12 protein-coding genes are annotated in these 26,646 nt (G+C 64.6%); 6 read left to right on the top strand and 6 right to left on the bottom strand.

The genetic code is table 11. The annotated features are described in order from the left end of the window. Nucleotides 1-292: 292 nt before the first annotated feature. Entirely contained in the window at nt 293-1,627 is a 1,335-nt protein-coding gene (locus tag F6B93_RS10390) for an MFS transporter (protein WP_211699023.1), read from the top strand. 50 nt (nt 1,628-1,677) lie between these two features. Here the strand turns inward: F6B93_RS10390 and F6B93_RS23565 are convergent, their stop codons facing one another. Next, entirely contained in the window at nt 1,678-2,151 is a 474-nt protein-coding gene (locus F6B93_RS23565; RefSeq protein ID WP_211699022.1) for an Rv1419 family lectin, read from the bottom strand. A gap of 293 nt (nt 2,152-2,444) precedes the next feature. Here F6B93_RS23565 and F6B93_RS10380 point away from each other — a divergent pair, with 293 nt between their 5' ends. From F6B93_RS10380 to F6B93_RS10360, 5 genes are all read left to right on the top strand, one after another. Next, on the top strand, nt 2,445-2,738 hold the full coding sequence (locus tag F6B93_RS10380) for a hypothetical protein (protein ID WP_246541062.1): 294 nt from the start codon (nt 2,445-2,447) through the stop codon (nt 2,736-2,738). A 2-nt stretch (nt 2,739-2,740) separates the two neighbouring features. Beyond that, on the top strand, nt 2,741-3,655 hold the full coding sequence (locus F6B93_RS10375; protein ID WP_211699021.1) for a hypothetical protein: 915 nt from the start codon (nt 2,741-2,743) through the stop codon (nt 3,653-3,655). Further along, the gene (locus F6B93_RS22790; RefSeq protein WP_246541060.1) at nt 3,586-4,593 is read left to right on the top strand and encodes a hypothetical protein; all 1,008 of its coding nucleotides are present in this window, start codon (nt 3,586-3,588) and stop codon (nt 4,591-4,593) included. The genes F6B93_RS10375 and F6B93_RS22790 overlap by 70 nt, the downstream gene beginning before the upstream one ends. Before the next feature lie 161 nt (nt 4,594-4,754). Beyond that, nucleotides 4,755-6,530 carry an ABC-F family ATP-binding cassette domain-containing protein gene (locus F6B93_RS10365; RefSeq protein WP_211699020.1) on the top strand — a complete coding sequence of 592 codons (1,776 nt, stop codon included), beginning with the start codon at nt 4,755-4,757 and terminating at the stop codon, nt 6,528-6,530. Next, a complete protein-coding gene (locus tag F6B93_RS10360) occupies nt 6,527-7,837 on the top strand; it encodes a cytochrome P450 (RefSeq protein ID WP_211699019.1) in 1,311 nt (436 codons plus the stop codon). Before F6B93_RS10365 ends, F6B93_RS10360 begins: the two co-directional genes overlap by 4 nt. Here F6B93_RS10360 and F6B93_RS10355 read toward each other — a convergent pair. From F6B93_RS10355 to F6B93_RS10335, 5 genes are all read right to left on the bottom strand, one after another. Beyond that, complete coding sequence (locus F6B93_RS10355) at nt 7,820-8,881, bottom strand: type III polyketide synthase (protein ID WP_211699018.1); 1,062 nt, start codon at nt 8,879-8,881, stop codon at nt 7,820-7,822. The two genes, F6B93_RS10360 and F6B93_RS10355, sit on opposite strands and share 18 nt — an antisense overlap. A 105-nt stretch (nt 8,882-8,986) precedes the next feature. After that, entirely contained in the window at nt 8,987-12,028 is a 3,042-nt protein-coding gene (locus tag F6B93_RS10350; protein ID WP_211699017.1) for a type I polyketide synthase, read from the bottom strand. A gap of 35 nt (nt 12,029-12,063) precedes the next feature. Next, complete coding sequence (locus tag F6B93_RS10345; protein ID WP_246541059.1) at nt 12,064-18,429, bottom strand: type I polyketide synthase; 6,366 nt, start codon at nt 18,427-18,429, stop codon at nt 12,064-12,066. An 18-nt stretch (nt 18,430-18,447) separates the two neighbouring features. Next, nucleotides 18,448-24,864: a type I polyketide synthase gene (locus tag F6B93_RS10340; RefSeq protein ID WP_211699015.1), complete on the bottom strand. Its 6,417-nt coding sequence runs from the start codon at nt 24,862-24,864 to the stop codon at nt 18,448-18,450. Nucleotides 24,865-25,013: 149 nt separating this feature from the next. Further along, the gene (locus F6B93_RS10335) at nt 25,014-26,084 is read right to left on the bottom strand and encodes a type III polyketide synthase (protein ID WP_211699014.1); all 1,071 of its coding nucleotides are present in this window, start codon (nt 26,082-26,084) and stop codon (nt 25,014-25,016) included. Nucleotides 26,085-26,646: the final 562 nt, after the last annotated feature.

Here is a 26,646-nt window from a genome sequence, read left to right as displayed (position 1 = left end):
AATTGAGATCCACTACTGCTCCTGGGTGCTCCTGGGTGCTCCCTGACTGCGCCTTGACAGCGTCGTCATCATGGCACATCTGCGCGCGGCGCGGTTTTGGTCACGGTGTTTACCGGCGTACGGTGACGGGCTCGGGGTGGGCCAGGTGCGGGCCTCCCTATGCGAGGCAGCGGTCGCGCCGGTGACACGCCGGGCCGCAACAATCCGCTTCTGCCCATATTTCGTGATGCAGTGGATCGACGCCACGTGGTTCGCTGCACCGCGATTGGCCCGGTGACGACAGGAGGCGCAGGTGGCGACGATCGCGGCGAGCCCGGCCCAACAGACCGCCCTCGGCAAGGCCGCGCGGCGGCTGCTGCCTCTGCTGTTTGCGCTGTATCTGATCAACTTCGTTGATCGTGCCAATATCTCCGTTGCCGCGTTGGCGATGAACGCCGATCTGCGCCTGAGCGCGACGGCGTACGGAATGGCCGCCGGTGTCTTCTTCCTCGGTTACGTCCTATTCCAGGTTCCCGCCAACGCGGCGCTAGCGCGCTTTGGTGCCGGTCGCACGCTCACCGCCGTAGTCCTGGCCTGGGGTGTGTGTTCGGCGGCCACCGCCCTGGTCACGAGCGCGAACACGTTGTATCTGGCGCGGTTCGCCCTCGGCATTGCCGAGGCCGGATTCTTTCCGGGCGTTATCGCGTACTTGACGCTGTGGTTTCCGCGTGCGCAGCGGGCTCGCGCCGTGGCGGCTTTTCTGCTGGCCATACCCATTTCCAATATTGTTGGTTTGCCGTTGTCAGGGCTGATCGTCGGCCATGTCGGGATCGCGGGGATACCCGGTTGGCGGGCAATGTTCGTGATTGAGGCGCTTCCCGCATTGCTGTTGGCGCCATTCCTGCGCCGGCTGCTGCCGGACAGCCCTCGCCAAGCGGACTGGCTCTCGGCCGAGGAACGCGTGGAGCTGTCGAACCAGCTCATCGCGGACACCCCGGCCCCGGCCGGGGTGTCAAGAGTCGACGGTCGGCGCCTTGTCATATTCGCTGTGGTCTATGGCGGTCTGTATTTCGCGTTGTATGCGTTGCAATTCTTTCTGCCCCAGCTGGTCACCGCATTGGCCCACGGCACCGCTACCTTGACCGCTGCCACCTTGTCGGCCGTGCCCTACGGGGTAGCTGCGGTGGCGATGCTCGTCTGGAGCCGGCGCAGCGTGGACCCCACGGGCGCCCGCATCACACACATCACGGTGCCGACCTTGGCCGCGGCGGTCGCCACGTTCGGCGCGGCCGTGAGCCCGATGTCACCGCTGGTGACGCTGGGGTGGCTCACGATCGCGGTCGCCGGGATCCTGGCGGCGATGCCCGCCTTCTGGAGTCGATGCACCGCCGAGCTGGCCGGTCCGCGGGTGGCGGTCGCTATCGCCGGTGTGAATGCCACGGCCAGCCTCGCAAGCTTCGCCGGTCCCTACGCCACCGGCTACCTCAAAGACATGACTGGCGCATACCCGGTCCCCCTGCTTGCCAACGCCGCCGTGCTGACGTTCGCGGCGGGGTGCAGCCTGCTCCTGCGCCGCGCTGGCCGGATGCGGTGCACCGCGGGCTCGCAAGACTTGTCGCCCCCCTCGCCGGCAACCCCGTTCGTTTGAGTCCAATGTTCATGCGAGAACGGGGGCAGAAACGTACCCCAGCATGCGGGTCACGGAACGGGATCCCAGCGTTGGCCGGGTGAATCGCCTACGCAAACAAGGACATCCACCAAGGTCCCCGGGGCGGGGCCACCGAGGACGGTCAGGCAGCCCCCAGTATCGTTCGTGACCTGCCCGTCGGGGTGGATAGTGAGATGCTGGCTAAACCAGTCGACACAGGGCTGCAGGAATCCCGTGAATTTGGCGGCCCAATTTATGCAATGCCCTGGGAAAGCTACGCTCTCGAGCTGGTGGGCAGGAGTGGGAATCCAGCGCTGGAAATCCGTCCCGTTGCAGGGGTTGATCACCACTGAAACAAGCCAGCTGTCACTCGGGCCGTCCAGGCAAAAATCACCAAGCCGGCTTCGCAACTGAACCGGGCCGTCTGCACCTGCCTCGCCAGCACCGAGCACCGCGACACCCAACACTGCGCCAACCAGGGCCAGAGACCACCGTGCGCCGCCCATCAACCGCAATCCATGCATGTCGGTTCCACCCTATCCAATGGTGATGCGTCGGTCACATCTCATCGAAAACATCACCGTCACAGTCGGTTTCGTCCGCAAGTCCGAGCGATCAGACGCCGTGGGCACCCGTCGGGGTAACTCGCCGACGGAAGCCGGTTACGGAACCCTGTCCCACTCTTGGCCGGGCCCGGCCGCCGCGAAACGGGCCGGCGGCACGTGCCTCGCCAACGCTCAACACCAAAACGCCGATCACCGTCCCGACCACAGAAGGCCGTAAGCGCAAAGTTCGGGTACGACCTAAACTAGCGCTCATGGACAGGCTGCGGGTGGGCGCAGAGGACATGCGGGCAATGGCCATTCGATGGCACGCGCTGGCTACTCAGCTAGGAGTCACCGCGCCAAATCCTCTCGGGTTGACCTCCCAGGCTTCTGCAGCGGCGGTGAAGGCTGGACATGCCGCCATTACGTTCGCCATGGATTCACTCAGCGTGCGGGTGCGCGCAAGTGCCACCAAGGTTGTCGCAGCCGACGACCACTATCTCGCCAACGAAGCCCGCTCCGCAGCGGAGCTGGCTGCGGTAACCGACCTGGGAACACGGCGGTAGGGATGGCGGCCACGACCGGGTCGTTTCCTAGCTTGTCGGAGTTGTTGGCCTGGCCTACCGAACATCTCACTGAAGCAGCCGACTATTGGACGGCCACCGGCAATCGTTGGTATGAGGTCTTCAACCAGATGTGGCGCGACAGCCTGTCGGTCGACTGGAAGGGCAATGGAGCCGAAGGGCTGCGTACCCGCACCTACGCCGACAATGCTGAGGTCAGTGGGCTAGTCGACCAGTTGCACGGTGCGGCTACCACGGCCAGAGCGGGCGCATCCGATCTGTATGCCGCCAGATCGCGGTTTCGCTACTCGGTCGACGACGCCCGCGACGCGAGATTCCATGTCAGCGAAGACCTTGCAGTGACTGACCGCTCAACGGCTAGGTCGTCCGCAGCACGAGCAGCCCGGCAAGCTCAGGCTCAAGCATTCGCTGGCGACATCCGCCAGCGAGCGTTGCAGTTGGTCGGGTTGGATCAGCAAGTCGCCAGCAGAGTTGGCTCGGCTATGACCGGCATCGGCAACATCTTTCCAGCGGACAGTCCGACAACTACGACAACCACGACCGCTCCGCCGCCGCCTCCCAAATGCGAGCCGGAAGATATTTCGGAACTCATGCATAGGGTAGACGAATGGAATAGAAGGGATGCGGAGCTTACCGATGAAATTAGTGCTTACAATCGCGAAAAACATGATTTCAATATGAACGACCCTGAGGAACGCAGAGAATCTGCAGACTACATTCGACGGGGGCAGGGTTTACAGGCGAAGAAGGACAAACTCCTGGCTGACCAGAGAGACCTCATTCGGGAGGTGATGGAGTGCGGCGGGAAAATCGTCGACAACGAAATACGATGGCCCAATGGGACAACGAGTCCAAGGCGGACTCCGACACCCACGCCAAGTCCAACGCCAACCCGGTGAGCAGCCTTACGCAGTTGCTGCCGATTGTTCGACGAAACGGAAGCGCGCTTGCAGCGCCGCAAATGGTCCTCACCGCCCTGGTGCTATTTGCCTCCGTCGGGTGCTCGTCAACGACGAACGACAACGTCTTGAGCGGAACATCATCCAGCGCTGGGAGCACAGCCTCATTCGCCCCACCCCCACCGTCGATCAATTTACCCATATTGACGTCGGGTCCGGTGACTCGACTACAACCAGGCTCTCCCATTATGGTTGGCGATGGAGCGGCGACGATGGTGTGCAAAGCCGGCTTTTACATCGACTACCCCGATGCTAACCACGCGGGTGAGCGGGTGCCCGGCTTCATAACCTCCGCGCGATGTGCACAAGGTGCTACGCATGCGCCGGTCGCCGTGATGAAAGTGGAGACCGCTGGACAACCACCTAGTCGAATCAAAATCGGCGAGATTACTTACATCGCTCCCGGCGATCAGCAACCAACCGTTACCAACGAGCCCTGGACGATCCCCAGCTCCCCGCTCGCGGTGTTCAGCTCCGGTCAACCAGATTGGGCGCTTCCCGTGGACCTCAAGATCAACAACCACACGCCGACAGAAGCGACTGTTCGAGCGGTGCAGCCAGAGGAACAGCGCAATGCGCCCGCAAAGTGGAGCAACGTAGACGGAGACATCGTGACTGGACGGGTGCTCGACCCATCCTCCACACCAGAATTGAAGAACCTACCCGATGGTATTGCCCGAGTCGTCGTGGCTGCGGACGACACCAACAAGCCCATCGAAGCGTGGGTACTCGGCTCTCCGGTCACAGTCGACCACGAAGGGGCCATCTACAACCTCGGTGTGATAACCGGCGTGGACCCGTCAAGGCACTGGGTCGTGGTCGACCTCATTGACCCCTTTCTCGCCCAGCAAGATGCTCGCCTGATCACGACTGCTTAAAGGTTGAATCATCAGATCAACCAACCGCCGCTTTGCCGAAACGCGCCAGCCACCTCAGGGTGCACGCCGCCTAGTTGTCCACCACTCGATCCACGCGTTCGCCGCGCTCAACCCGGCTCTACTGCACCAGCACCGCTCGCCCGGCCGGTAACTTTGGCCCAGTGGTGCACCTTCTGGGAGCCGAGGCCGTCCACCTTGAGTATCCAACTCAGGTGGTATTCGAAGCGGTCACGCTCGGGGTGCACGACGGTGCGCGCATCGGCATCGTAGGACGAAACGGCGACGGCAAATCCAGCTTGCTCGACCTGCTCACCGCACGGCTACGGCCGGATTCGGGTCGAGTCACCGGACGCAGCGGGCTGCGGGTCGGCGCGCTGGGCCAGGCGGACAGCCTCGACCCGGACCACAGCGTCGGCTGGACGCTGGTTGGCGACCGCGCTGAACACGAGTGGGCCCGCGACGCGCGGATCCGGGATGTGATCGCTGGGCTGGTGTCCGACATCGCCTGGGACGCCGCGGTCGGCACGCTCAGCGGCGGCCAGCGGCGACGGGTGCAGCTCGCCCAGCTACTCGTCGACGAGTGGGATGTGATCGCACTCGACGAGCCCACCAACCACCTCGACCTGGAAGGCATCACCTGGTTAGCCGGCCACCTCCAACAACGCTGGGCACGCAATAGCGGCGGGCTGCTGCTGGTCACCCACGACCGCTGGTTTCTCGACGAAGTCGCGACCACCACATGGGAAGTGCACGACGGAGTCGTCGAGCCGTTCGAAGGCGGCTATGCCGCGTATGTGCTGCAGCGCGTCGAGCGGGACCGGCTCGCCGCCACCGCCGAGGCCAAGCGACAAAATCTGATGCGCAAGGAGCTTGCATGGCTGCGCCGGGGCGCACCGGCCCGAACTTCCAAGCCCAAGTTCCGGATCGAAGCCGCCAACCAACTGATCGCCGATGTGCCGCCGCTGCGCAATACGGTCGAGCTGGCCAAGTTAGCAACCGCCCGGCTCGGCAAGGACGTGATCGATCTCCTTGACGTATCGGTCTCTTACCCGCCTGGCGAGGGCCAACCGGTCTTGCGCGAGATCGAATGGCGAATCGGCCCGGGTGACCGGATCGGCATTCTCGGGGCCAACGGCGCCGGAAAATCCACTCTGCTGGGCCTGATCGCGGGCAGCATCCGGCCAGATACAGGCCGGGTCAAGTGCGGCAAGACGGTTCGGCTGGCGGTACTCGATCAGTTGGGCGACGACCTGGGAGCCCTCGCCGATGACCGGATCGCCGATGTGCTGGCCGGGCTGCGCGGCAGCTATGAGGTCGAGGGACGCGACGTGACCCCAACCCAGCTGCTGGAACGGCTGGGTTTTGCTCGCGACCAGGTGTCCGCACGCGTGGGAGATCTTTCCGGCGGTCAGCGGCGACGTTTGCAACTTATGCTCACGTTGTTGTCCGAGCCCAACGTGTTGCTCCTCGACGAGCCCACCAACGACGTCGACACCGACATGCTCACCGCCACCGAAGACCTGCTCGATTCCTGGGCGGGCACCCTGGTGGTCGTCTCGCACGACCGGTATCTGCTGGAACGGATCACTGATCAGCAGTACGCAATTCTCGACGGCCGGCTGCGGCAGCTGCCTGGAGGCGTTGACGAATACCTGCGGCTGGTTGATCGTCCGACCGGCCCGCCGCCGGTCGAGCCCACCAGGCCGCAGACGATGTCGGGCGCACAGCGACGCGCCGCCGAAAAGGAGTTGGCCGCGATTAGCCGCCAGCTCACCCGCCTTGCCGACCAGATCGCGGCCAAACACACCGAACTCGCCGGGCACGACCAGTCCGACCACGTCGGCATCACCCGCCTGACCCGCGACTTGCGCACACTCGAGGATGAGGTCTCTACGCGGGAAAGCCGCTGGCTGGAGTTGTCGGAGGTACTCGAATGAACGGATATCAAACGGTCCCTTACCTACCGGGCGAGGCGTTGCTGGCGCTGTATCGACGACGTGGGCCAGTGATCAACTGCGGAGTCGGCAGGCATGGTTACACGTATCTGCTGGGAGCCACGGCGAATAGGTTCGTCTTCGCCCATGCCGACGCCTTCAGTTGGCGGGAGACGTTCGAGACCTTGGCTGCGGTCGACGGGCCGACCGCACTGATTGTCAGCGACGGTGATGATCACCGGCGCCGGCGTAGCGTGGTGGCGCCGGGCCTGCGTCATCGCCAGGTCCAGGACTATGTGCAGACCATGGTCGCCAATATCGACGCCGTGATTGATGGTTGGCGCGCCGGACAGCGGCTGGACATCTACCAGGAGTTCCGGCGCGCAGTGCGGCGCAGTACCGCGGAGAGCCTGTTCGGGGAGCGCCTCGCTGTCCACTCTGACTTCCTCGGCGAACAACTGCAGCCCTTGCTCGACCTGACCCACCGACTCCCCCAGATCATGCGGCTCCAACAACGATTCAACTCACCGGCATGGCAGAAAGCGATGGCCGCACGCACGCGCCTCGACGACGTCATCGACGCAGCGATCGCCGATGCTCGCGCGCTACCCCGACCCGACGACCACATGCTGACCATGTTGATCGACGGCCGCGCCGAGGACGGACAGGCGCTTTCTGACAACGAAATTCGTGATGCGATCATTTCGCTGATCGCCGCCGGCTACGAAACCACCAGCGCCGCACTGGCTTGGGCGACCCACACGCTCATGACGCTCCCGGGCGCGTGGGACAACGCCGCCGACGAAGTCAGTCGGGTCCTGGGCACTGACCCTCCAACTGCTGCAGACCTCGACAAACTCAGCTACCTCAACGGTGTTGTGCACGAGACGCTTCGGTTGTACTCGCCCGGAGTGATCTCGGCCCGCAGGGTCATGCGTGATCTACGGTTCGACAGTCACCGGATCCCAGCGGGACGCTTACTGATCTTCAGCGCCTACGTTACCCATCGACTCCCCGAATTATGGCCCGAACCAAGGCAATTCCGTCCACACCGCTGGGATCCCGACGCACCCGGCTACCGCAAGCCCGCGCCACACGAATTCATACCGTTCAGTGGTGGGTTGCACCGCTGCATCGGATCGGTCATGGCGACCACTGAAATGACCGTCATGCTCGCGCGCCTGGTCGGCAGGTCCAGGCTTGCGCTCCCTGCGCAGGGAACTCGCCGCGTTCGAGCGGCCCACTTTGCCGCGTTGGCTCCCCGGGCGGGACTGCCCGTCGACGTCACCAAGTCAGTGCCAGCGCAATAGGACCAGCTCGATGCAGAACCCGGAACCCATCGCGAGCATCAGGCCCATACTTCCGCTGGGCGGCGGCTTTGCGATGGTGTCGCGCAAGATGTGTAGCACCGAGGCCGACGAGAGGTTGGCTACCTCGCTGAGCGAGCGCTTGGTCACCTCCAACGCCTCAGTGGGAAGTTCAAGACTTCGTGAGATCGCGTCGATGACTTTGGGGCCACCCGGATGGCATACCCAAACGCCGATGTCGTTTCGGGTGAGCTGGTGCGCCGAGAGGAAGTCGTCGACGTCGACGGTCAGGTATCGGTCGATCAGGCTGGTGATGTCCGGGGAAAGCCGGGGCTGTAGCCCATCGGGTCCGAAGTCCCAACCCGTCGTGTCCAGCGATTCGGGGTAGCGGCGGCTGCGCGAATCGAGAATGTCGGGGCCGGCGGGGCCAATGCGCTCGCTGCGCCGGTCACCGACCGCGACTACTGCCGCCGCGCCGTCGCCGAACAGTGCCGTCCCAACCAATCCCGAGACCGTTGGTTTGGCAATGGGGTAGCTGAGCGAGCACAGCTCGACCGACACTAGGGCCGCGACGTCGTCGGGCGCGCCGCGCAGGTATTCGTGCAGTCCGGCCACGCCGGCCGCCCCGGCGACGCAGCCCAGGCCGAATATCGGCACCCTGCGCGCATCAGGGCGCAGGCCAATTCGTCCGATGATCCGGGCATCCAGCGACGGCACCGCGACGCCCGTCGCCGTTGTGGTGGTGATCATGTCAATGTCGCGGGCTTCCAGTCCCGCCTCGCCCAAGGCGCCCATGAGCGCCTCAATGCCAAGATCGACCGCCTTGTCGATGAAGATGTCATTGGTGTCGCTGAAGTCGTCCAGCGACGCGTAGTGCTGGAGCGGCAGGACGAGGTGGCGGGTATTGACTCCGGCAGCGGCATGCAAACGTCGGAGTATTTGCTCGTGTTCCTTCAGGCGGGGGAACTCGACGAACGAATCGGTGATCTCGGTCTGGCTGTACCGGTGCGGCGGCAATGCGCCGAATACGCCTGCTATGACACTCATGTCCCTTCTCTCTTGGTAGCTTGCCTGCTTACCCATTCCCACGGGACCCGGACGTCGGGAGCAGGCGGCTTCGCGCAACCGCCCAGCCTGGAAGTTCGGATTTCATCACAAGGCCTCATTCTCGTCCTTCGTGTTGAGCGCCAACGTGATGAGCGCATCGGGGCTTAGGGAGTCGATGACATCGTCGCTGACCGCCGGGTCCTGCGGGGACTCTTCGGGCTGGCCGGCTAGCACCAGCAACTTGTCGAGCAGTCCCGTGCGTCGCAGCTCATCGACGGGGATGGTTCGCAGCAGCGACCAAATCTTGTCGTCCGGCGATTCTCCGGAGTCGTTGTGCGACAGGAGTTCACCGAGGTGTTCGGCTAGGGCCGAGGGGGTAGGGTAGTCGAAAATGAGAGTGCGAGAAAGCGGCAATCGAGCCAAGTCCGGATGAAGTTTGAGGCGGTTTCGCAGCTCAACGCCGGTCAGCGAGTCGAATCCGAGGTCCTGAAACCGCAGTTCGGGGTCGATGTCGTGGCCGCTCGGGTGACCCAACACGACCGCCGCATGGAGACGCACCAACTCGACCAGCGTGCGGTGCCGTTCGGGTGGAGCCAGTTGTTGTAGCTGTTCAGGAGCAGTGACACGAGGCCGGTCCGGGATGTCGCTGCCGCTGTCCCCTAGCCAAAACCGTTGCCGTGCAAATCCGTACGTCGGCAGTTCCACCCGTCGGCCGCCGCCGAGCACCGACTCCCAATTCACCTCCACACCCTGGGTGAACAACTGGCCCACCGCCGCAAGAACACAATCAACCTCAGGACGGTCCTTGACCAGCACTGCCCCCGAAACGGTCAACCCGGCGGCGGGGCCCACCTCGATGAACACCTGCGCCCCCAACGACTCCACCGCAGCCACCCCATCAGCAAAACGCACCGGCTTACGCACATGCTCCACCCAATACGACCCATCCCCATACCCAGACCCCGCCAACTGCCCAGTCACATTCGACACCAACCCAATCCGCGCCGAACCCACCGACACATCAGCCACCACCCGCGAGAACTCCTCCAACATCGGCTCCATCAACCCCGAATGAAACGCATGCGACACCGCCAACCGATGCACCCGCCGACCCCGACCCACCAAACCATCCACCACCACCCCCACCGCCTCTTCCTCCCCCGAAATCACCACCGAATCCGACGCATTCACCGCAGCAATATCAACCCCCGCACCCAACAACGGCTCCACCTCATCAACACCAGCAGCCACCGCAACCATCACCCCACCCACAGGCAACCCCGCCATCAACCGACCCCGAGCCGCCACCACCCGCGCCGCATCACCCAACGACAACACCCCCGCCACCTGCGCGGCCACAATCTCCCCCACCGAATGACCCACCACAAAATCAGCCACCACACCCCACTCCCGCAACAACCCCGCCAACGCCACCTCCACGGCAAACAACGCCGGCTGCGCAAACTCCGTACTCTGCAACAACGCCGCGTCACCACCCCACATCACCTCGCGCAACGGCACCCGCAAATACCGATCCAACTCCGCCACAACCTCATCAAAAACCCCCGCAAACACCGAAAACCGGCCATAGAGCTCACGACCCATGCCCAACCACTGCGACCCCTGCCCCGGAAACACAAACACCGTCTTGCCCACCGCGCCCGCACGACCAACCACCACCCCCGCACCCGGACGACCCGCGGCAACCTCAGCCAACCCATCCACCAACTGCCCACGATCGCCACCCACCACCACAGCCCGATGCTCAAACACCGACCGCGTCGACACCAACGACCACCCCACATCAGCCACCCCAAGCTCCGGACGCTGACCCACCCACTCACCCAACCGCGCCGCCTGATTCACCAACGCCTGCCCCGACCGCCCCGACACCACCCACGCCACCGACCCCCGATCCCCGCCACCCCGCCCGCAGCCAACCTCGTCCCCACCACCGGCCTGCTCAAGAATCACATGCGCATTCGTACCGCCCATTCCGAACGCCGACACCCCCGCCCGACGCGGATGATCCACCACCGGCCACGAAGTCAGCGTGGTGTTGACTCTCAGCCCCAATGCTCCCAGGTCGATCTCCGCGCTGTCATGGTTGAGGCTCGGTGGAATTGCCGCGTTTTCTACTGCCAGAACCGTTTTGATCAGTCCCGCGATACCGGCGGCGGCGCCGGTGTGACCAATATTCGTTTTCACCGAACCAATAGCGACCGGATCGCCGCGCCGCCCGGCGAAGACTTCGCCCAGTGCGTGCGCCTCGATGGGGTCTCCGACTTCGGTTCCGGTTCCGTGCGCTTCAACATAGTCGACCTGACCGCGGTCCAAGCCAGCGTTGGACAGCGCCTGCCGTATGACGTCGTGCTGTCCCGAAACCGACGGTACGGTCAACCCGCTGGAGCTGCTACCCGCGTTGCCGATCGCGCTGCCCCGAATGACCGCGTGGACCCGGTCCCCATCCTCGATCGCCGCACGCAACGGCTTCAACAGAACCAGACCACCTCCTTCGCTGCGTACATATCCGTCCGCCCGGCCATCGAACGCGTAGGTGTGCCCTGAAGGAGATGTCGCGCCGAATTCCGTTTCCATCATAGCCGTTTCGTCTGCCAGGTTGAGGTGAATGCCGCCGGCTATGGCCAGCGGCGCCGCGTGGGACCGTAGGCTTTCGCACGCGAGATGCACCGCGATCAGCGAAGACGATTGCCCGGAATCGACGGTCATACTCGGTCCGCACAGTCCGAACGCATACGAGATCCTGTTGGCGATCATGCTGCGGCTGGTGCCGGCAAACGAGTGGTGATCGAGGTTCCGTGAGGCATCGCGCAGCGTCAGGAGAGCGTAATCGTCGTTCATTGCTCCGAGGTGGACCGCGACCTGTTCGCCGCGCACGGTTTCTGGCAGGAGGAATGCGTCTTCGAACAGTTCCCACGCTAGTTCGAGCGCCAGTCGCTGCCGGGGATCCATCGCGGCGGCCTCGCGTGGCGACAGCGCGAAGAAATTCGCGTCGAACTCGGTCTTGATGTCGATGGATTGGGTGGTTTCACGTCCGTCACGCACCAGACGCCAGTATTCATCCGGGCTTGCCGCCCCAGGAAATCTGCAGGCGAGGCCGATGATCGCTACGGCTGTCGATGGCACGACGTCCTCCACGCTTCCCGGTTGCTGGTGCCTAGCTACGGGCCGAGTTCTTCATCCAGGATCGCGAAGAGTTCGGCTTCGCTGGCGGTGGTGATGTCGTCGTCGCCGGTGGTGCTGCGCTCCGCGGTGACGTCGGTGAGGAGAGCGTGAAGTCGTTTGGTGAGGTGTTTCTGGTCTTCTGGGCTCCAGTCGGCATCGTGGATGAGGGCGCCCAATTCGCGGGCGATATCGTTGAAACGGCTCATCGGATTGGGTTCACCATTCGATGCCGCAGCGCTGGTGCCGAGTTCGGCGCTGAGATATCCAGCCAACGCGTCCGGTGTGGGGTAGTCGAAGATGAGGGTTGGTGTGAGGGTAAGTCCGGTGGCAGTCTTGAGCCGGTTGCGCAGCTCCACGGCTGTCAGGGAATCGAATCCGAGTTCTTGGAAGGCTTTGTTGGCGTCGATTTCGATGGTGCTGGAATGCCCTAACACGGTTGCGACGTTACCGGTCACCAATTGAACGAGTTCGTGATGGCGCCGTTCGGGGGTTAGTGTTTTCAGGCGCGCATTCAATCCGGCCACCGTCGCGCTGTCCTGAGTGTCGTGGACGACCCGCCGCGTTGGGCGCCGGACCAACTCACGCCACAGCGGTGGCACCTCAGCATTTGTCGTCAGTGCGCCGGCGTCCAGCTGGGCTGCCACCACCACCGCGTGATCGACGAGCAGCGCCGTATCGAGCAGCTGCAGTGCGTGGTCGGTGGCTAGCGGGGCCAGGCCCACCTGCTTCATCCGGGCTAGGTCGCGATCGCTCAGATTCGCAGTCATCGTACTGGGCTGTTCCCACAGCCCCCAGGCGATCGAAACCCCCGACAACCCTTGTTCGCGGCGGTAGCTTGCCAACCCGTCCAGAAACGCGTTGGCGGCCGCGTAGTTACCCTGGCCCGGCGCACCGACGATGCCGGCCATCGACGAGAACACGACAAAGGCGGACACATCGAGACCCGTGGTGAGCTCGTGGAGATTCCAGGCCCCGTCGACCTTGGCCCGCAACACCGCGTCCATACGATCTGACGTCAGCCCGGTAATCACCGCGTCATCGAGCACCCCCGCTGCGTGAAAGACGCCCTTCAGCGGGAACCGCTCGTCCAGCCCGGCCAGCAAGGCGGCCACCGCGTCACGATCAGCCACGTCGCACGCCACCACGCTGACCTCGGCGCCGGCATCGGTCAATTCGGCCACCAACTCAGCAGTTCCGGAACTACTTTCGCCGGAACGGCTGACCAACACCACCTGACCCGCCCCGTAGCGATCCACCACGTGACGCGCCACCGCGGACCCGGCCATCCCGGTCCCGCCCGTAATCACGACGGTGCCCCCGGCAAGCCCACCGCCGGCGTGGCCACCCGGGCCGCTCGGAAGCGTCATCACCACCTTGCCGATATGGCGAGCCTGGCTAACGAAGCGATACGCTTGCTGTGCGCATCGCACATCAAATGACTTGATCGGCGACGGCTCCAACTTTCCGGCCGCGAACAAGGCCATTAACTCGCTCAACATCGCCGCGATACGGTCCGGCCCGGCTTCCATCAAGTCAAATGCTTGATAACCGACACCCCGATAGCGCTCGGCAACGTCGCGGGGATCGCGGATATCGGTCTTGCCCATCTCGATGAAACGCCCGCCAGGCTTCAGCAGCCGCAGCGACGCATCGATAAACTCACCAGCCAACGAGTTGAGCACCACATCGACCTCCGCCCCACCCGCGGCCGCGCGGAACCTTTCCTCGAACTCCACGCTACGGGAATCGCCGATATGGTCATCGTCGAAGCCCATGTCCCGCAGGACATTCCACTTGCCGCGACTCGCGGTGGCAAAAACTTCTGCGCCCCAGTAGCGCGCCAGGCCCACCGCCGCCATTCCCACCCCACCGGTCGCGGCGTGGACCAGCACCTTCTGCCCGGACTTCAATTCTCCCAATACCGACAGCCCATACAGGGCTGTCAGAAACACCACCGGGACACCAGCCGCGGCCGCCAACGACCAGTTCGCGGGTACCGCGGTGACTAATCGAGCATCGACCACCGCCTCCGGACCCACCACCCCCAGTAGACCCATTACCGCATCGCCCACGGCCAATCCGTCAACGTCGGGGGCCACCTCGACGATCACCCCGGCACCCTCGGCACCCAAGTTGCCGCCGCCGGGATACATTCCCAATGCCACCAACACATCCCGGAAGTTCACTCCCACCGCACCCACGGCTACCCGTACTTGCCCGGCCGTCAGGTCTACCCGCTCGCACGCGCGAGCGGCGACGTCCTGCAACGTGCCGCCACTACCGACTCCCAGCCGCCAGTTCGACTCAGGCAACTCCAATACCAACCCCGATGGGACCCGTTGCAAGCGAGCTCCGTACACCACACCGGAACGCACCACCAATTGCGGCTCACCACAAGCGACTAGCCCCGCGGCGTCGACCGAGCCATCCGAATCCACCAGCACCACCCGGCCCGGATGCTCCGCGGTGGCCGAGCGAGCCAACCCCCACACTGCCGCTCCCGCGATATCCGTGACAGCTTCGCCGGCCAACCCGACCGCGCCATGCGTCACGACGACCAACACCCCGGTCCCATTGCCGGCCAACCACGACTGCAGTACTCCCAGCAGCTCGTGGGTGGCCGCGTAGACCGACTCGACCACGCCCCCACGGGAGTCAGTGCTCAACTGCTGCACCACCACATCGCTGCGGGCATCACCACCGTCACCGACGCCGTGTTCCAACGACACCGGCGACCACATCACTTCGAGCAGCCCCGGACGTTGAACACCAGCCGCGGCAGCGACGGCTGCCGCCAGCGCCTCACGTGTGGCCGGTCGAACGGCCAACTCTCGCACCGACAACACCGGTAGACCGGCTGAATCGGCCAGCTCCACCGATATTGACCCCGAGCCCGCCGGAACCAGCCGCACCCGTACGCGCGATGCGCCCGAGGCGCGCAAGCAAACTCCCTGCCAGGAGAACGGCAGGATCAACTCATCCCCACCGCCCGCGAATGCCCACGCGTGCAACGCTGCGTCCAGGATCGCTGGATGGACTCCAAACCCGGCCACACTCAGATCGTCGGGGGCGGCCACTTCCGCGTAAATCTCCCGCCCCCGTTTCCACACAGCGCGCACGCCACGAAACGCCGGGCCGTAGCCGTACCCGCGCTCGGCCAGATCGTCGTAAACACCGCCGACGTCCAACGCGGCAGCCCCTACTGGGGGCCACACCGACAGATCCGCGCCGCTGCCGAGACCGCCTGTGCCCAACATGCCTTCGGCGTGCAGGACCCAGGATTCGCTGTTGGTGCCGGCCGAATAGACCGATACCGCCCGGCGCCCGGAGTCGTCGGCGACGCCGACCACGAGCTGCACTCGCACCCCCCGAGCAGCCGGTAATACCAACGGGGCCAACAGGGTCAGCTCGTCCAGCGCCGGGCAGCCGACCTCGTCCCCAGCTCGCAGGACCAATTCGACGAAGCCGGTCCCGGGAAACAACGCCACCCCACCAACGACGTGGTCGCGTAACCACGGCTGACTAGCCACTGACAACTGACCCGTCAATACCAGTTCACCGGAGTCCGGGCGTTCGACCAGCGCCCCCAACAATGGGTGCTCAACCCCGGTCAACCCGGCGCCACCCAGGTGGGTTGGTCCGGCCCCCAGATCTGGCAACCAGAATCGCTGGTGCACAAATCCGTACGTCGGCAGTTCCACCCGTCGGCCGCCGCCGAGCACCGACTCCCAATTCACCTCCACACCCTGGGTGAACAACTGGCCCACCGCCGCAAGAACACAATCAACCTCAGGACGATCTTTGACCAGCATCGTCGTGGACAACGCTTGATCGGACTCCAGTGACTGCTCCACGGCCGTCATCAACCCGGCGGCGGGGCCCACCTCGATGAACACCTGCGCCCCCAACGACTCCACCGCAGCCACCCCATCAGCAAAACGCACCGGCTTACGCACATGCTCCACCCAATACGACCCATCCCCATACCCAGACCCCGCCAACTGCCCAGTCACATTCGACACCAACCCAATCCGCGCCGAACCCACCGACACATCAGCCACCACCCGCGAGAACTCCTCCAACATCGGCTCCATCAACCCCGAATGAAACGCATGCGACACCGCCAACCGATGCACCCGCCGACCCCGACCCACCAAACCATCCACCACCACCCCCACCGCCTCTTCCTCCCCCGAAATCACCACCGAATCCGACGCATTCACCGCAGCAATATCAACCCCCGCACCCAACAACGGCTCCACCTCATCAACACCAGCAGCCACCGCAACCATCACCCCACCCACAGGCAACCCCGCCATCAACCGACCCCGAGCCGCCACCACCCGCGCCGCATCACCCAACGACAACACCCCCGCCACCTGCGCGGCCACAATCTCCCCCACCGAATGACCCACCACAAAATCAGCCACCACACCCCACTCCCGCAACAACCCCGCCAACGCCACCTCCACGGCAAACAACGCCGGCTGCGCAAACTCCGTACTCTGCAACAACGCCGCGTCACCACCCCACATCACCTCGCGCAACGGCACCCGCAAATACCGATCCAACTCCGCCACAACCTCATCAAAAACCCCCGCAAACACCGAAAACCGGCCATAGAGCTCACGACCCATGCCCAACCACTGCGACCCCTGCCCCGGAAACACAAACACCGTCTTGCCCACCGCGCCCGCACGACCAACCACCACCCCCGCACCCGGACGACCCGCGGCAACCTCAGCCAACCCATCCACCAACTGCCCACGATCGCCACCCACCACCACAGCCCGATGCTCAAACACCGACCGCGTCGACACCAACGACCACCCCACATCAGCCACCCCAAGCTCCGGACGCTGACCCACCCACTCACCCAACCGCGCCGCCTGATTCACCAACGCCTGCCCCGACCGCCCCGACACCACCCACGCCACCGACCCCCGATCCCCGCCACCCCGCCCGCAGCCAACCTCGTCCCCACCACCGGCCTGCTCAAGAATCACATGCGCATTCGTACCGCTGATTCCGAACGCCGACACCCCCGCCCGACGCGGATGATCCACCACCGGCCAGGGGCGTGGTTCCGCAAGCACCGACACCGCACCCGCCGACCAATCAACGTGTGGTGTAGGCATATCCACGTTCAGGGTCTTAGGCATCACCTCATGTTGCATCGCCAACACCATTTTGATCACTCCGGCGACCCCCGCCGCGGCCGAGGAATGCCCGAAGTTCGACTTGATCGATCCCAGCCACAGCGGCCGATCGGCGGGCCGATCTTGGCCATACGTCGTCAACAGGGCCTGTGCCTCGATCGGATCCCCCAACACGGTGCCTGTCCCATGCCCCTCGACGACATCGACATCGGCCGCACTTAACCCGGCATTAGCCAACGCAGCGCGGATAACCCGTTGCTGCGATGGGCCGTTCGGCGCGGTAAGCCCATTGGAGGCCCCGTCCTGGTTCACCGCGGAACCACGCACCACAGCCAGCACCGGGTGCCCCAGCTGTTTCGCGTCAGCCAGCCGCTCCAAGACCAACACGCCGATGCCCTCTGACCACGCGGTTCCGTCAGCACTGCCGGCATAAACTTTGCAACGGCCGTCAGCGGCAAGTGCACGCTGCCGGCTGAACTCCACGAATCCCGTCGGCGTCGCCATGACCGTGGCGCCGCCGGCCAACGCGAGATTGCACTCTCCCAGGCGCAGAGCCTGCGCGGCTTGGTGAATCGCTACCAAAGATGATGAGCACGCGGTATCTACGGACACCGCAGGACCCTCCAGCCCCAACACGTAGGCCAGTCGTCCCGAGACAACGCTTTGCGTCGCGCCCGTGAATCCGTAGCCCTCCAGCTGGCTCGGAACCTCACCGCCGTAGCCCGCATGGATCACGCCGGCGAACACCCCGGTCGCCGAGCCTCGCAGGGTGGCCGGATCGATTCCGGCCCGCTCCAGCGCCTCCCATGAGACCTCGAGCATCAGCCGCTGCTGCGGGTCCATCGCGAGGGCCTCGCTGGGGCCGATCCCAAAAAAGGCGGCATCAAAGTCCGCCGCGCACATGAGAAACGAACCTTGGCGCGCGTACGTCTTCCCGATTGCGTCGGGATCCGGGTCATACAGCTGCTCCATGTCCCAACCGCGGTCCGACGGGAACTCCGAGACGGCATCGCGTTCCTCGACCACCATGTCCCACAATGCATCCGGGGAGTGCACGTCACCCGGGTATCGGCAGGCCATCCCGACGATTGCCACCGGCTCCGATAGCGTGGATTCCAGGTCTGCGACCCGCTTTCGGGTGCGTCGGAGATCCGCGGTGAGGCGTTTCAGATAGTCAACGTGCTTGTCGGTGCCTGGCACCATCACTCCTTGCTGGATTCCCTAGGGTCCGAGTTCTTTGTCGATGATGGCGAAGAGCTGGCTTTCGGTTGCGGTCGCGATGTCCTCGTCGTCCGAGGTGAGAATCGCCATCAGGGTGTGGAGTCTGGTGGTGAGGTGGGTCTTGTCCGCCGCAGTCCAATCAGTTTGCTGGACTAGCGTGTCGAGTTCTCCGGCGAGGTCGTCAAACCGGGCGAGCGGATTTGGTCTATCGGCGCTCGTGGCCAGCCGGATGCCGAGGTGCTCGGCTAGGGCAGTGGGATTCGGGTAGTCGAAAACCAGCGTCGGCGAGAGGGTTAGCCCGGTTGCGGTCTTGAGCCGATTGCGCAATTCGACAGCCGTCAGCGAGTCGAACCCGAGGTCTTGGAAAGCGCTGTGGGCGTTGATATCTGCGGTGCTGGTGCGGCCCAGGACCGTGGCCGCGTTGCTGCATACTACGTTGGTGAGTTCACGGTGCCGGTCCTCGGGGCTGAGGCCAAGGAGTCGTGCGGCGAGGTTGGTCGTGGAGACCTCGGTGTCGGTGCTGCCGATGACGCGTCGCGTGGGATGCGGAGCCAATTCGCTGAGCAATGGCGGTAGCGCAGCGCCGCTGTCGGCAACGGCGGCCGCATTAACACGGGTGGCCACCACCACGGTCCGCTGATCCGCCAGGGCGCGGTCGAACAGCGCTAGGGCCTGTTCGGTGGATAGTGGCGCCAGCCCAAAGCGGCTCATACGCGCCCGATCGCGCCCCCCGAGGTGTTGCGTCATCGCGCTGGCCTGGTCCCACAATCCCCAGGCGAGCGACAATCCCGGCAACCCGTGCGCTCGCCGCTGGCGGACCAGTCCGTCGAGGAAACTGTTGGCGGCCGCGTAGTTGCCCTGACCCGGGGTGCCCAATGTCCCGGCCATCGAAGAAAACACCACAAACGCCGGCAACTCGAGATCCCTGGTCAGCTCGTGGAGATTCCACGCGCCGTCGACCTTGGCTCGTAGCACCGCATCCACGCGATCCGGCGTCAATGAATCGATGAGCCCATCATCGAGCACGCCCGCTGCGTGAATCACCGCCCGCAGCGGATGCGCAGCCGGCACCTGGCCGATAAGCGCCGCCACCTCACCACGATCAGCCACGTCACACGCCACCACCGAGACCTGTGCCCCGGCACCGTGCAACCGATCCCGAAGCTCCCCGATACCCGGGGCATTCGCACCGGAACGGCTAGCGAGCACCACATTGGCCACCCCATAGCGGGTCACGACGTGGTGCGCCAGGGCCGCACCGGCCATCCCGGTACCGCCGGTGATCACTACTGTGCCCTGCGACAACTCACTGTCCAGCTGTTCGCCACGGTCGTCAGGCAGCGTGAGCACCACTTTGCCCAGATGGCGGGCCTGGCTGACAAAGCGGTAGGCCTGCCGCGCATTCCGCACATCAAAAGTCTTGGCCGGCAACGGCTCCAGCGCCCCGGCCGCGAACAACTCCACCAACTCCGAAAGCATCGCCGCGATTCGGTCCGGGCCGGCCTCGACCAGGTCAAACGCCCGATACTCGACGCCCGGATAGCTCTCGGCAATTTCCTGGGGATGACGCACATCGGTCTTGCCCATCTCGATGAAACGCCCGCCCCGGGGCAACAACCGCAACGACGCATCGACGAGCTCGCCGGCCAGTGAGTTGAGCACCACGTCGACTCCCGCCCCCTGGGTGGCCGCGAGAAATCTCTCCGCGAACGCCGGTGACCGCGAATCGCCAATATGGGCATCGTCAAAGCCCATAGTGCGCAACGTATCCCACTTGCCTCGGCTGGCAGTGACGAAAACCTCCAGCCCCCAGTGCCGCGCCAGCTGCACCGCGGCCATGCCCACCCCACCCGTAGCGGTATGCACCAATACTCGCTGGCCAGCCCGGGCGTGCCCGAGAACCGACAACCCATACAAGGCTGTCAAGAACGCCACGGGCACGCCGGCAGCTGCCACCAGCGACCACCCTGCTGGGACATCGGTAACCAGCCGGGCATCCACTACTGCTTCGGGACCGACCACCCCGAGCAAACCCATCACGGTATCGCCGACCGCAAGCCCCTCAACCCCTGACCCGACCTCGACGACCACACCTGCACCCTCAACCCCCAACTCGCCACCACCGGGATACATCCCCAACGCCACCAGCACGTCCCGGAAGTTCACCCCTACCGCGGCCACCGCCACCCGCACCTCGCCGGCGGCCAGCTCTGCCCGCACACAGGGACCCACCAGCACATCCTCAAAAGTTCCCCCACCGCCGGTGACCAAACGCCACCCAGAATCCCCCTCAGGCAGCCGAAGTAGCGTCTGGGGGCGTGCCGGCTTCAGCCGGGCGCGGTAGACGACACCCTGCCGCACCGCCAATTGCGGCTCACCGCAACCAACCGCCGCACGAAGATCCACCGAACCATCGGAATCGACCAACACAATCCGGCCGGGATGCTCAGCCTGCGCCGAGCGCACCAACCCCCATACCGCCGCGCCAGCCAAATCCCAGACGTCCTCACCGGCCACCCCCACGGCCCCGTGCGTCAAGACAGCCAACGGACCTGACTCATCACCGGAAGTCCAGGTCTGCACCCGGCCCAATACCGCATGAGCAGCCGCATACACCGACCCGAGCGTGCCGACACCGCTGTCGACGTGCGAATTCACCTCCCACAGCACGACATCCTGGCTAGCGCCACCAACAGCGTCCGCCAACGGCACGGCCGACCAGACCACCTCCAACAGCTCGCCACCGGCAGCTGGAGCCGCCGCAAGAGACAACGTCTCCCCAGACACCGGACGAAACACCAGTTCCCGCACGGACAGGACCGGCAAACCCACCGAATCCGCTAGCTCCAGCGACATGGACGCGGCACCGGCTGGTGCTATCTTCGCCCGAACATGCGACGCCCCCGCCGCATGCAGTGACACCCCTTGCCAGGAGAAGGGCAAGACCGTGCGAGACTGATCGGTGGCCAGCCCGAACGCGTGCAACGTCGCGTCCAGCAGGGTCGGGTGTATCCCAAACCCGCCGACCGTCAACCCAGCATCGTGGGCGAGAACAACTTCGGCGAAGATCTCAGTTCCCCGCTGCCACAGCTGCCGCAGGCCTTGAAACGCCGGACCATAGTCATAACCAAGAGCAGCCAGTCGCTCATAGGCGTTACCCACGTCCACGACCGAGGCTCCGGCCGGTGGCCATACGGACAAGTCCGCGTCCGGAGCGAACGCCCCAACCCCCAACATGCCCTCGGCATGCAACGCCCATTCCGAATCCGATTGGTCGGGCAGCGAATACACCGATACCGCCCGACGCCCGGCTTCACCAACGGCACCCACCAGCACCTGCACCCGCACCCCACCGCTAGCGGGCAACAGCAACGGAGTCGACAGCGTCAACTCCTCCACTACCGGGCAACCGACCTCATCGCCTGCCCGGATAGCTAGTTCCACAAACCCCGCGCCCGGAAACAACACGGTCCCAGCCACCGCATGATCGGCTAGCCACGGCTCGGCAGTCACCGACAGCCGACCCGTAAGCACCACCCCGCCGGAGTCGGGCCTCTCCACCACGGCACCCAACAGGCCATGCTCAGCTCCGAGCAATCCCAAACCACCCACATGCGCTGGCCCAGCCCCCGCCTCTGCCAGCCAGAACCGCCGCCGCGCAAAGCCATACGTCGGCAACTGCGCCCGCTGGCCGTCCAATCCGTCGTAGCTGGCGCGCCAATCCACCTTCACACCAGCAACATGGGCCTGTCCGGCCGATAGCCAGAATCGGTCGAGGCCACCGTCGCCGCGACCTAGCGACGGGACGACAATCGCTTCGCCGGCACTGTTCTGGTCGGCCACGGTTGCCAACGTTTCTTCGATGCCGGCAACCAGCACCGGATGGGGACTGGATTCGATGAACACGTTGTAGCCGCCGTCGGCGGCGCTACGTACCGCGCGTTCGAACTGCACTGTCTGACGAATACCGCGATACCAATAGTCGCTGTCCAGATCGACGGTATCCATAAGTTCGCCGGTGACCGTCGAGAAGAAGGCAACATCCGCCGAACGCGGCGCGATGCCGGCCAGCGCGTCGGCCAGGTCTGCCTGGATCCCGTCAACGTGAGCCGAATGTGACGCGTAGTCGACATCGATCCGCCGGATACGAACGTCGGATGCCTCGCATCGCTGTATCAGCTCCGCGAGTGCGTCCACGTCGCCGGCAACGGCTACTGCTGAAACACCGTTGATTGCAGCGATACTCAGGCGGTCACCCCACGGAGCCAGCAGTTCCTCCGCCTGCGTCCTCCCACACGCCAACGACGCCATCCCGCCCGCGCCAGACAGTCGCACCAACAACCGGCTACGCAGCGCCACTACCCGCGCAGCATCCTCCAGTGTCAACGCCCCCGCTACATAGGCCGCCGCGATCTCACCCTGGGAATGGCCGATCACCGCATCGGGAACCACCCCGATCGAACGCCATAGTCCGGCCAACGACACCATCATGGCCCACAGAGCTGGTTGCACGACATCGACCCGATCCAGGCCCGGTGCTCCCGTCGCCCCCCGCACCACGTCGATCAATGACCACTCCACGTGCGCACCGAGCGCCTTGTCGCATCGATGCATCTGGTCGGCGAACGGAGGGCAGGTGTCGAGCAGTTGCGCTCCCATTTCCATCCACTGCGAGCCTTGACCCGGAAACACCAATACGGTCTTGCCCACTGGGCGGGCGCGCCCTACCACCACATTCGCACCAGGGTCACCACCGGCCAACCCCGACAATCCTTCGAGGAGTTCTGCGCGATTGCCGCCCACCACCACCGCCCGGTGCTCAAACAACGAGCGGGTGTTCACTAGTGACCAACCCACATCCGCAACACCGAGCTCCGGACGCTCATCCACCCAGGTCAATAGGCGCTGCGCCTGATTGATCAACGCCGGCGCCGATCGGGCCGACACCACCCACGCAACGGCCACCGCAGGATCGTTACCCCCTTGAGGAGCAACGCATTCCACTGCTTCGGGAGGTTGCCCGGGTGCCCGTTCCACGATCACATGGGCGTTGGTCCCACTGATGCCGAATGACGACACTCCCGCGCGACGCGGCCGTTCGTCATCCGGCCAGACTCGCGATTCAGTCAGCAGCGACACCGCACCGGCCGACCAGTCCACGTGCGGCGTAGGCGCATCCACATGCAGCGTCTTCGGCATCACCCCGTGCTGCATTGCCAGGACCATCTTCATCACGCCTGCCACGCCAGCGGCAGCCGACGTATGCCCCATGTTCGACTTGATCGACCCCAGCCACAATGGCCGACCGGGAAGACGATCCTGTCCATAGGTCGCCAGAATCGCCTGCGCCTCAATGGGGTCACCCAACGTGGTGCCCGTTCCATGCCCCTCGACCAGATCCACGTCGGTCACACTGAGCCGCGCATCGGCCAACGCGGCCCGAATCACCCGCTGCTGCGAGGGACCGTTCGGCGTCGCCAGCCCATTGGACGCGCCATCCTGGTTGACCGCCGACCCCCGCACCACCGCCAACACCGGATGTCCCAAACGCCGGGCATCAGAGAGCCGTTCCACCACCAACGCCCCCGCGCCCTCAGAGAAACCTGTCCCGTTGGCCGCACCGGCATATGCCTTGCAGCGCCCGTCGGCGGCCAGTGCACGCTGCCGGCTGAATTCGATGAACATCGCGGGGGTGGCCATCACGGTCACGCCGCCTACGATCGCCAGGGCGCATTCCCTCGTCCGCAACGACCGCGCCGCCAAGTGCAACGCCACCAAAGACGACGAACACGCCGTATCCACCGACACCGCTGGGCCTTCCAGGCCCAGCACGTAGGCGACCCGGCCCGATGCCACACTCAACGTCGAGCCGCGGAGCCCGTACCTCTCGAGGTCGCCGGGCACCCTGCCCTGGCCCCCGTAGGAACCGTGGAATATCCCGGCGAACACGCCTGTCGCCGAACCACGCAACGTAGTCGGGTCAATCCCCGCGCGCTCCAACGCTTCCCACGACACCTCGAGCAACAGCCGCTGCTGTGGATCCATCGCCAGCGCCTCGCTGGGAGCGATTCCGAAGAATTCCGCGTCGAAGTCGGCCACGCCTGCCAAGAACCCGCCGGAGTTCGTGTACGACTTGCCCACGGCATCCGGATCCGGGTCACACAGCCCCTCCAGGTTCCAGCCGCGGTCGCTGGGAAATTCCGACACCACATCGCGGCCGTCGGCCACGATCTGCCAGAGCGCTTCCGGCGTGTCTGCCCCACCGGGATAGCGGCAACCCATCCCCACCACCGCGATCGGTTCGCTGTTCTGGTCGCTGATATGAGCCAGATAGTCGCGATTTTCTCGCTTGAGTCGCTCGTTTTCTTTGAGCGAGGCCCGCAGGGCCTTGATGAGCTCGTCTCGACTGCTGTCCATCCGGTCTCACCTGCTACTCAGACGAACGGGTCAGCATGAGAGCCCAACAGCGTGTGGAACCCCGCCGAAGCTCGTCTCGTCCCATCGCCCTCACGTCCTCAAGGCCCAATAAGCGATGTCCCGGGGCACGAGAAATGGTTCACGACGTATCAGTGCCAACGCAGCAGCACGAGTTCGGAACAGAATCCGGGGCCCATGGCGAGCATCAACCCCGGGCTTTCGCTGGGCGGCGGTTTGGCGATGGTGTCACGCAGCACGTGCAGCACCGACGCTGACGAGAGGTTGCCGATCTCGCCGAGGGACCGCCAGGTCAGCTCGAGTGCGTCTGGTGGCAGGTCAAGAGTTTCGGTGATGGCATTGATGACCTTGGGGCCACCGGGATGGCTTACCCAGGCGCCGATATCGGTCGTGCTCAAGCCGTGCTCGGCCAGGAAAGCGCTGACGTCGTTGCCGAGGTATTGCTCGATGGTCTCGGCCAGGTCTTTCGAGAGAACCAGCTCGAACCCTGCAGACCCGATGTCATAGCCCATGGTGCGCAATGAATCGGGGTAGAGAGTGCTCCGCGAATCGATGATGGTGGGCCCACTGGCACGGATTTCCCGGTCCTGGTCAGCGCGACGTTCGCCGACGGCCACCACCGCGCCGGCCCCGTCAGCAAAGAGTGCGCTCCCGACCAAACCGGCTAGCGAGGGCTTGTACCCCGGGTAGGTGAGGGAGCAGAGCTCCACCGCGATCAGGGCGGCAACGCCGTCGGGGGCACCTCGCAAATAGTCGTGCAGGCGGGCCACCCCGGCCGCTCCGGCCACACAGCCCAGGCCGAACAGCGGCACCCGGCGCAGGTCGGAGCGCAGCCCCAGCCGCCCGGCGATCCGGGCATCCAGCGATGGCACCGCGAGGCCGGTGACCGTGGTCGTGATGAGCATGTCGAGGTCTTCGGGTTGCAGCCCTGCCTCGTCAAGCGCGCCCGTCAAGGCCTCAACACCAAGATCGGTGGCTTTCTCGAGGAAAATCTCGTTTGCCTCGCCGAAGTCGTTCAACTTCAGGTAATTCTCCAGCGGCATGACAACGTGGCGACTGTCGACTTTGGCACTGGCGTGTAGCTGGCGAACGATGTCCTCGTAGCCCGCGAAATCCGGGATGCTCAGAAAGGTATCGGTGAGTTCCTTCTGGGAATAGCGAAAGGGCGGCAACACCCCGGATACGCCTGCAATGACGCTCATTGGTCTTGGTCCCACCCTCTGGACACGAATATCACGGCCAAACAGTTCAACCGGATCGCTTTGACCTCAAAGTCTAGCTGACCAGCAGTTACTTGCAAATTTGATTATGTGACGTTCAGCACAGGTGCGTGTCCATCTGGCGGATTGCGCACCCGTTAAAATCGTAAGTCGATGACGGCTCCGGTACTGGCTTTTCGCTCGAATCCCCGGCGTTGGTCCGTCACGCCGACGGACACTCGGCCGCCACAACCGCGGTGACACATCAAACCTATTGCCCCGCAACAGAAGCCCTAAGGACGCGGCGGCCGGACGACCGCGCCTCCGATACTGCGACGGGTGAGCCGCGTGGATTAGCGAGCGACGACGTCAGTGCTGAAACGCGATCACGATCAATGCCTGCAGATTGGGCCTGTCAGCTGCGGCTCGCCGTCCAGGGATTTCGCTATCGCAGACGCCCCGCCAAGCCTTGCTAGCCTCATTTCCCCCAGGCGGCCGAGCCGGCCGAAAAACTGGTCCACAGCCAATGAGAGTCGTTGATGTGTCGTTCCGATTTGGCAGGGTT

This window comes from Mycobacterium spongiae (genome assembly GCF_018278905.1).
Taxonomy (GTDB): Bacteria; Actinomycetota; Actinomycetes; order Mycobacteriales; family Mycobacteriaceae; genus Mycobacterium; species Mycobacterium spongiae.
This window is presented reverse-complemented; position numbering and strand designations above follow the sequence as displayed.

Excerpts from the sequence above, each read along its gene's own strand:
- F6B93_RS22790 (WP_246541060.1), top strand. The coding sequence starts at position 3,586 with ATGGCCCAATGGGACAACGAGTCCAAGGCGGACTCCGACACCCACGCC.
- F6B93_RS10380 (WP_246541062.1), top strand. The coding sequence starts at position 2,445 with ATGGACAGGCTGCGGGTGGGCGCAGAGGACATGCGGGCAATGGCCATT.
- F6B93_RS10340 (WP_211699015.1), bottom strand. The coding sequence starts at position 24,864 with ATGGACAGCAGTCGAGACGAGCTCATCAAGGCCCTGCGGGCCTCGCTC.
- F6B93_RS10335 (WP_211699014.1), bottom strand. The coding sequence starts at position 26,084 with ATGAGCGTCATTGCAGGCGTATCCGGGGTGTTGCCGCCCTTTCGCTAT.
- F6B93_RS10360 (WP_211699019.1), top strand. The coding sequence starts at position 6,527 with ATGAACGGATATCAAACGGTCCCTTACCTACCGGGCGAGGCGTTGCTG.
- F6B93_RS23565 (WP_211699022.1), bottom strand. The coding sequence starts at position 2,151 with ATGCATGGATTGCGGTTGATGGGCGGCGCACGGTGGTCTCTGGCCCTG.
- F6B93_RS10345 (WP_246541059.1), bottom strand. The coding sequence starts at position 18,429 with ATGGTGCCAGGCACCGACAAGCACGTTGACTATCTGAAACGCCTCACC.
- F6B93_RS10375 (WP_211699021.1), top strand. The coding sequence starts at position 2,741 with ATGGCGGCCACGACCGGGTCGTTTCCTAGCTTGTCGGAGTTGTTGGCC.
- F6B93_RS10355 (WP_211699018.1), bottom strand. The coding sequence starts at position 8,881 with ATGAGTGTCATAGCAGGCGTATTCGGCGCATTGCCGCCGCACCGGTAC.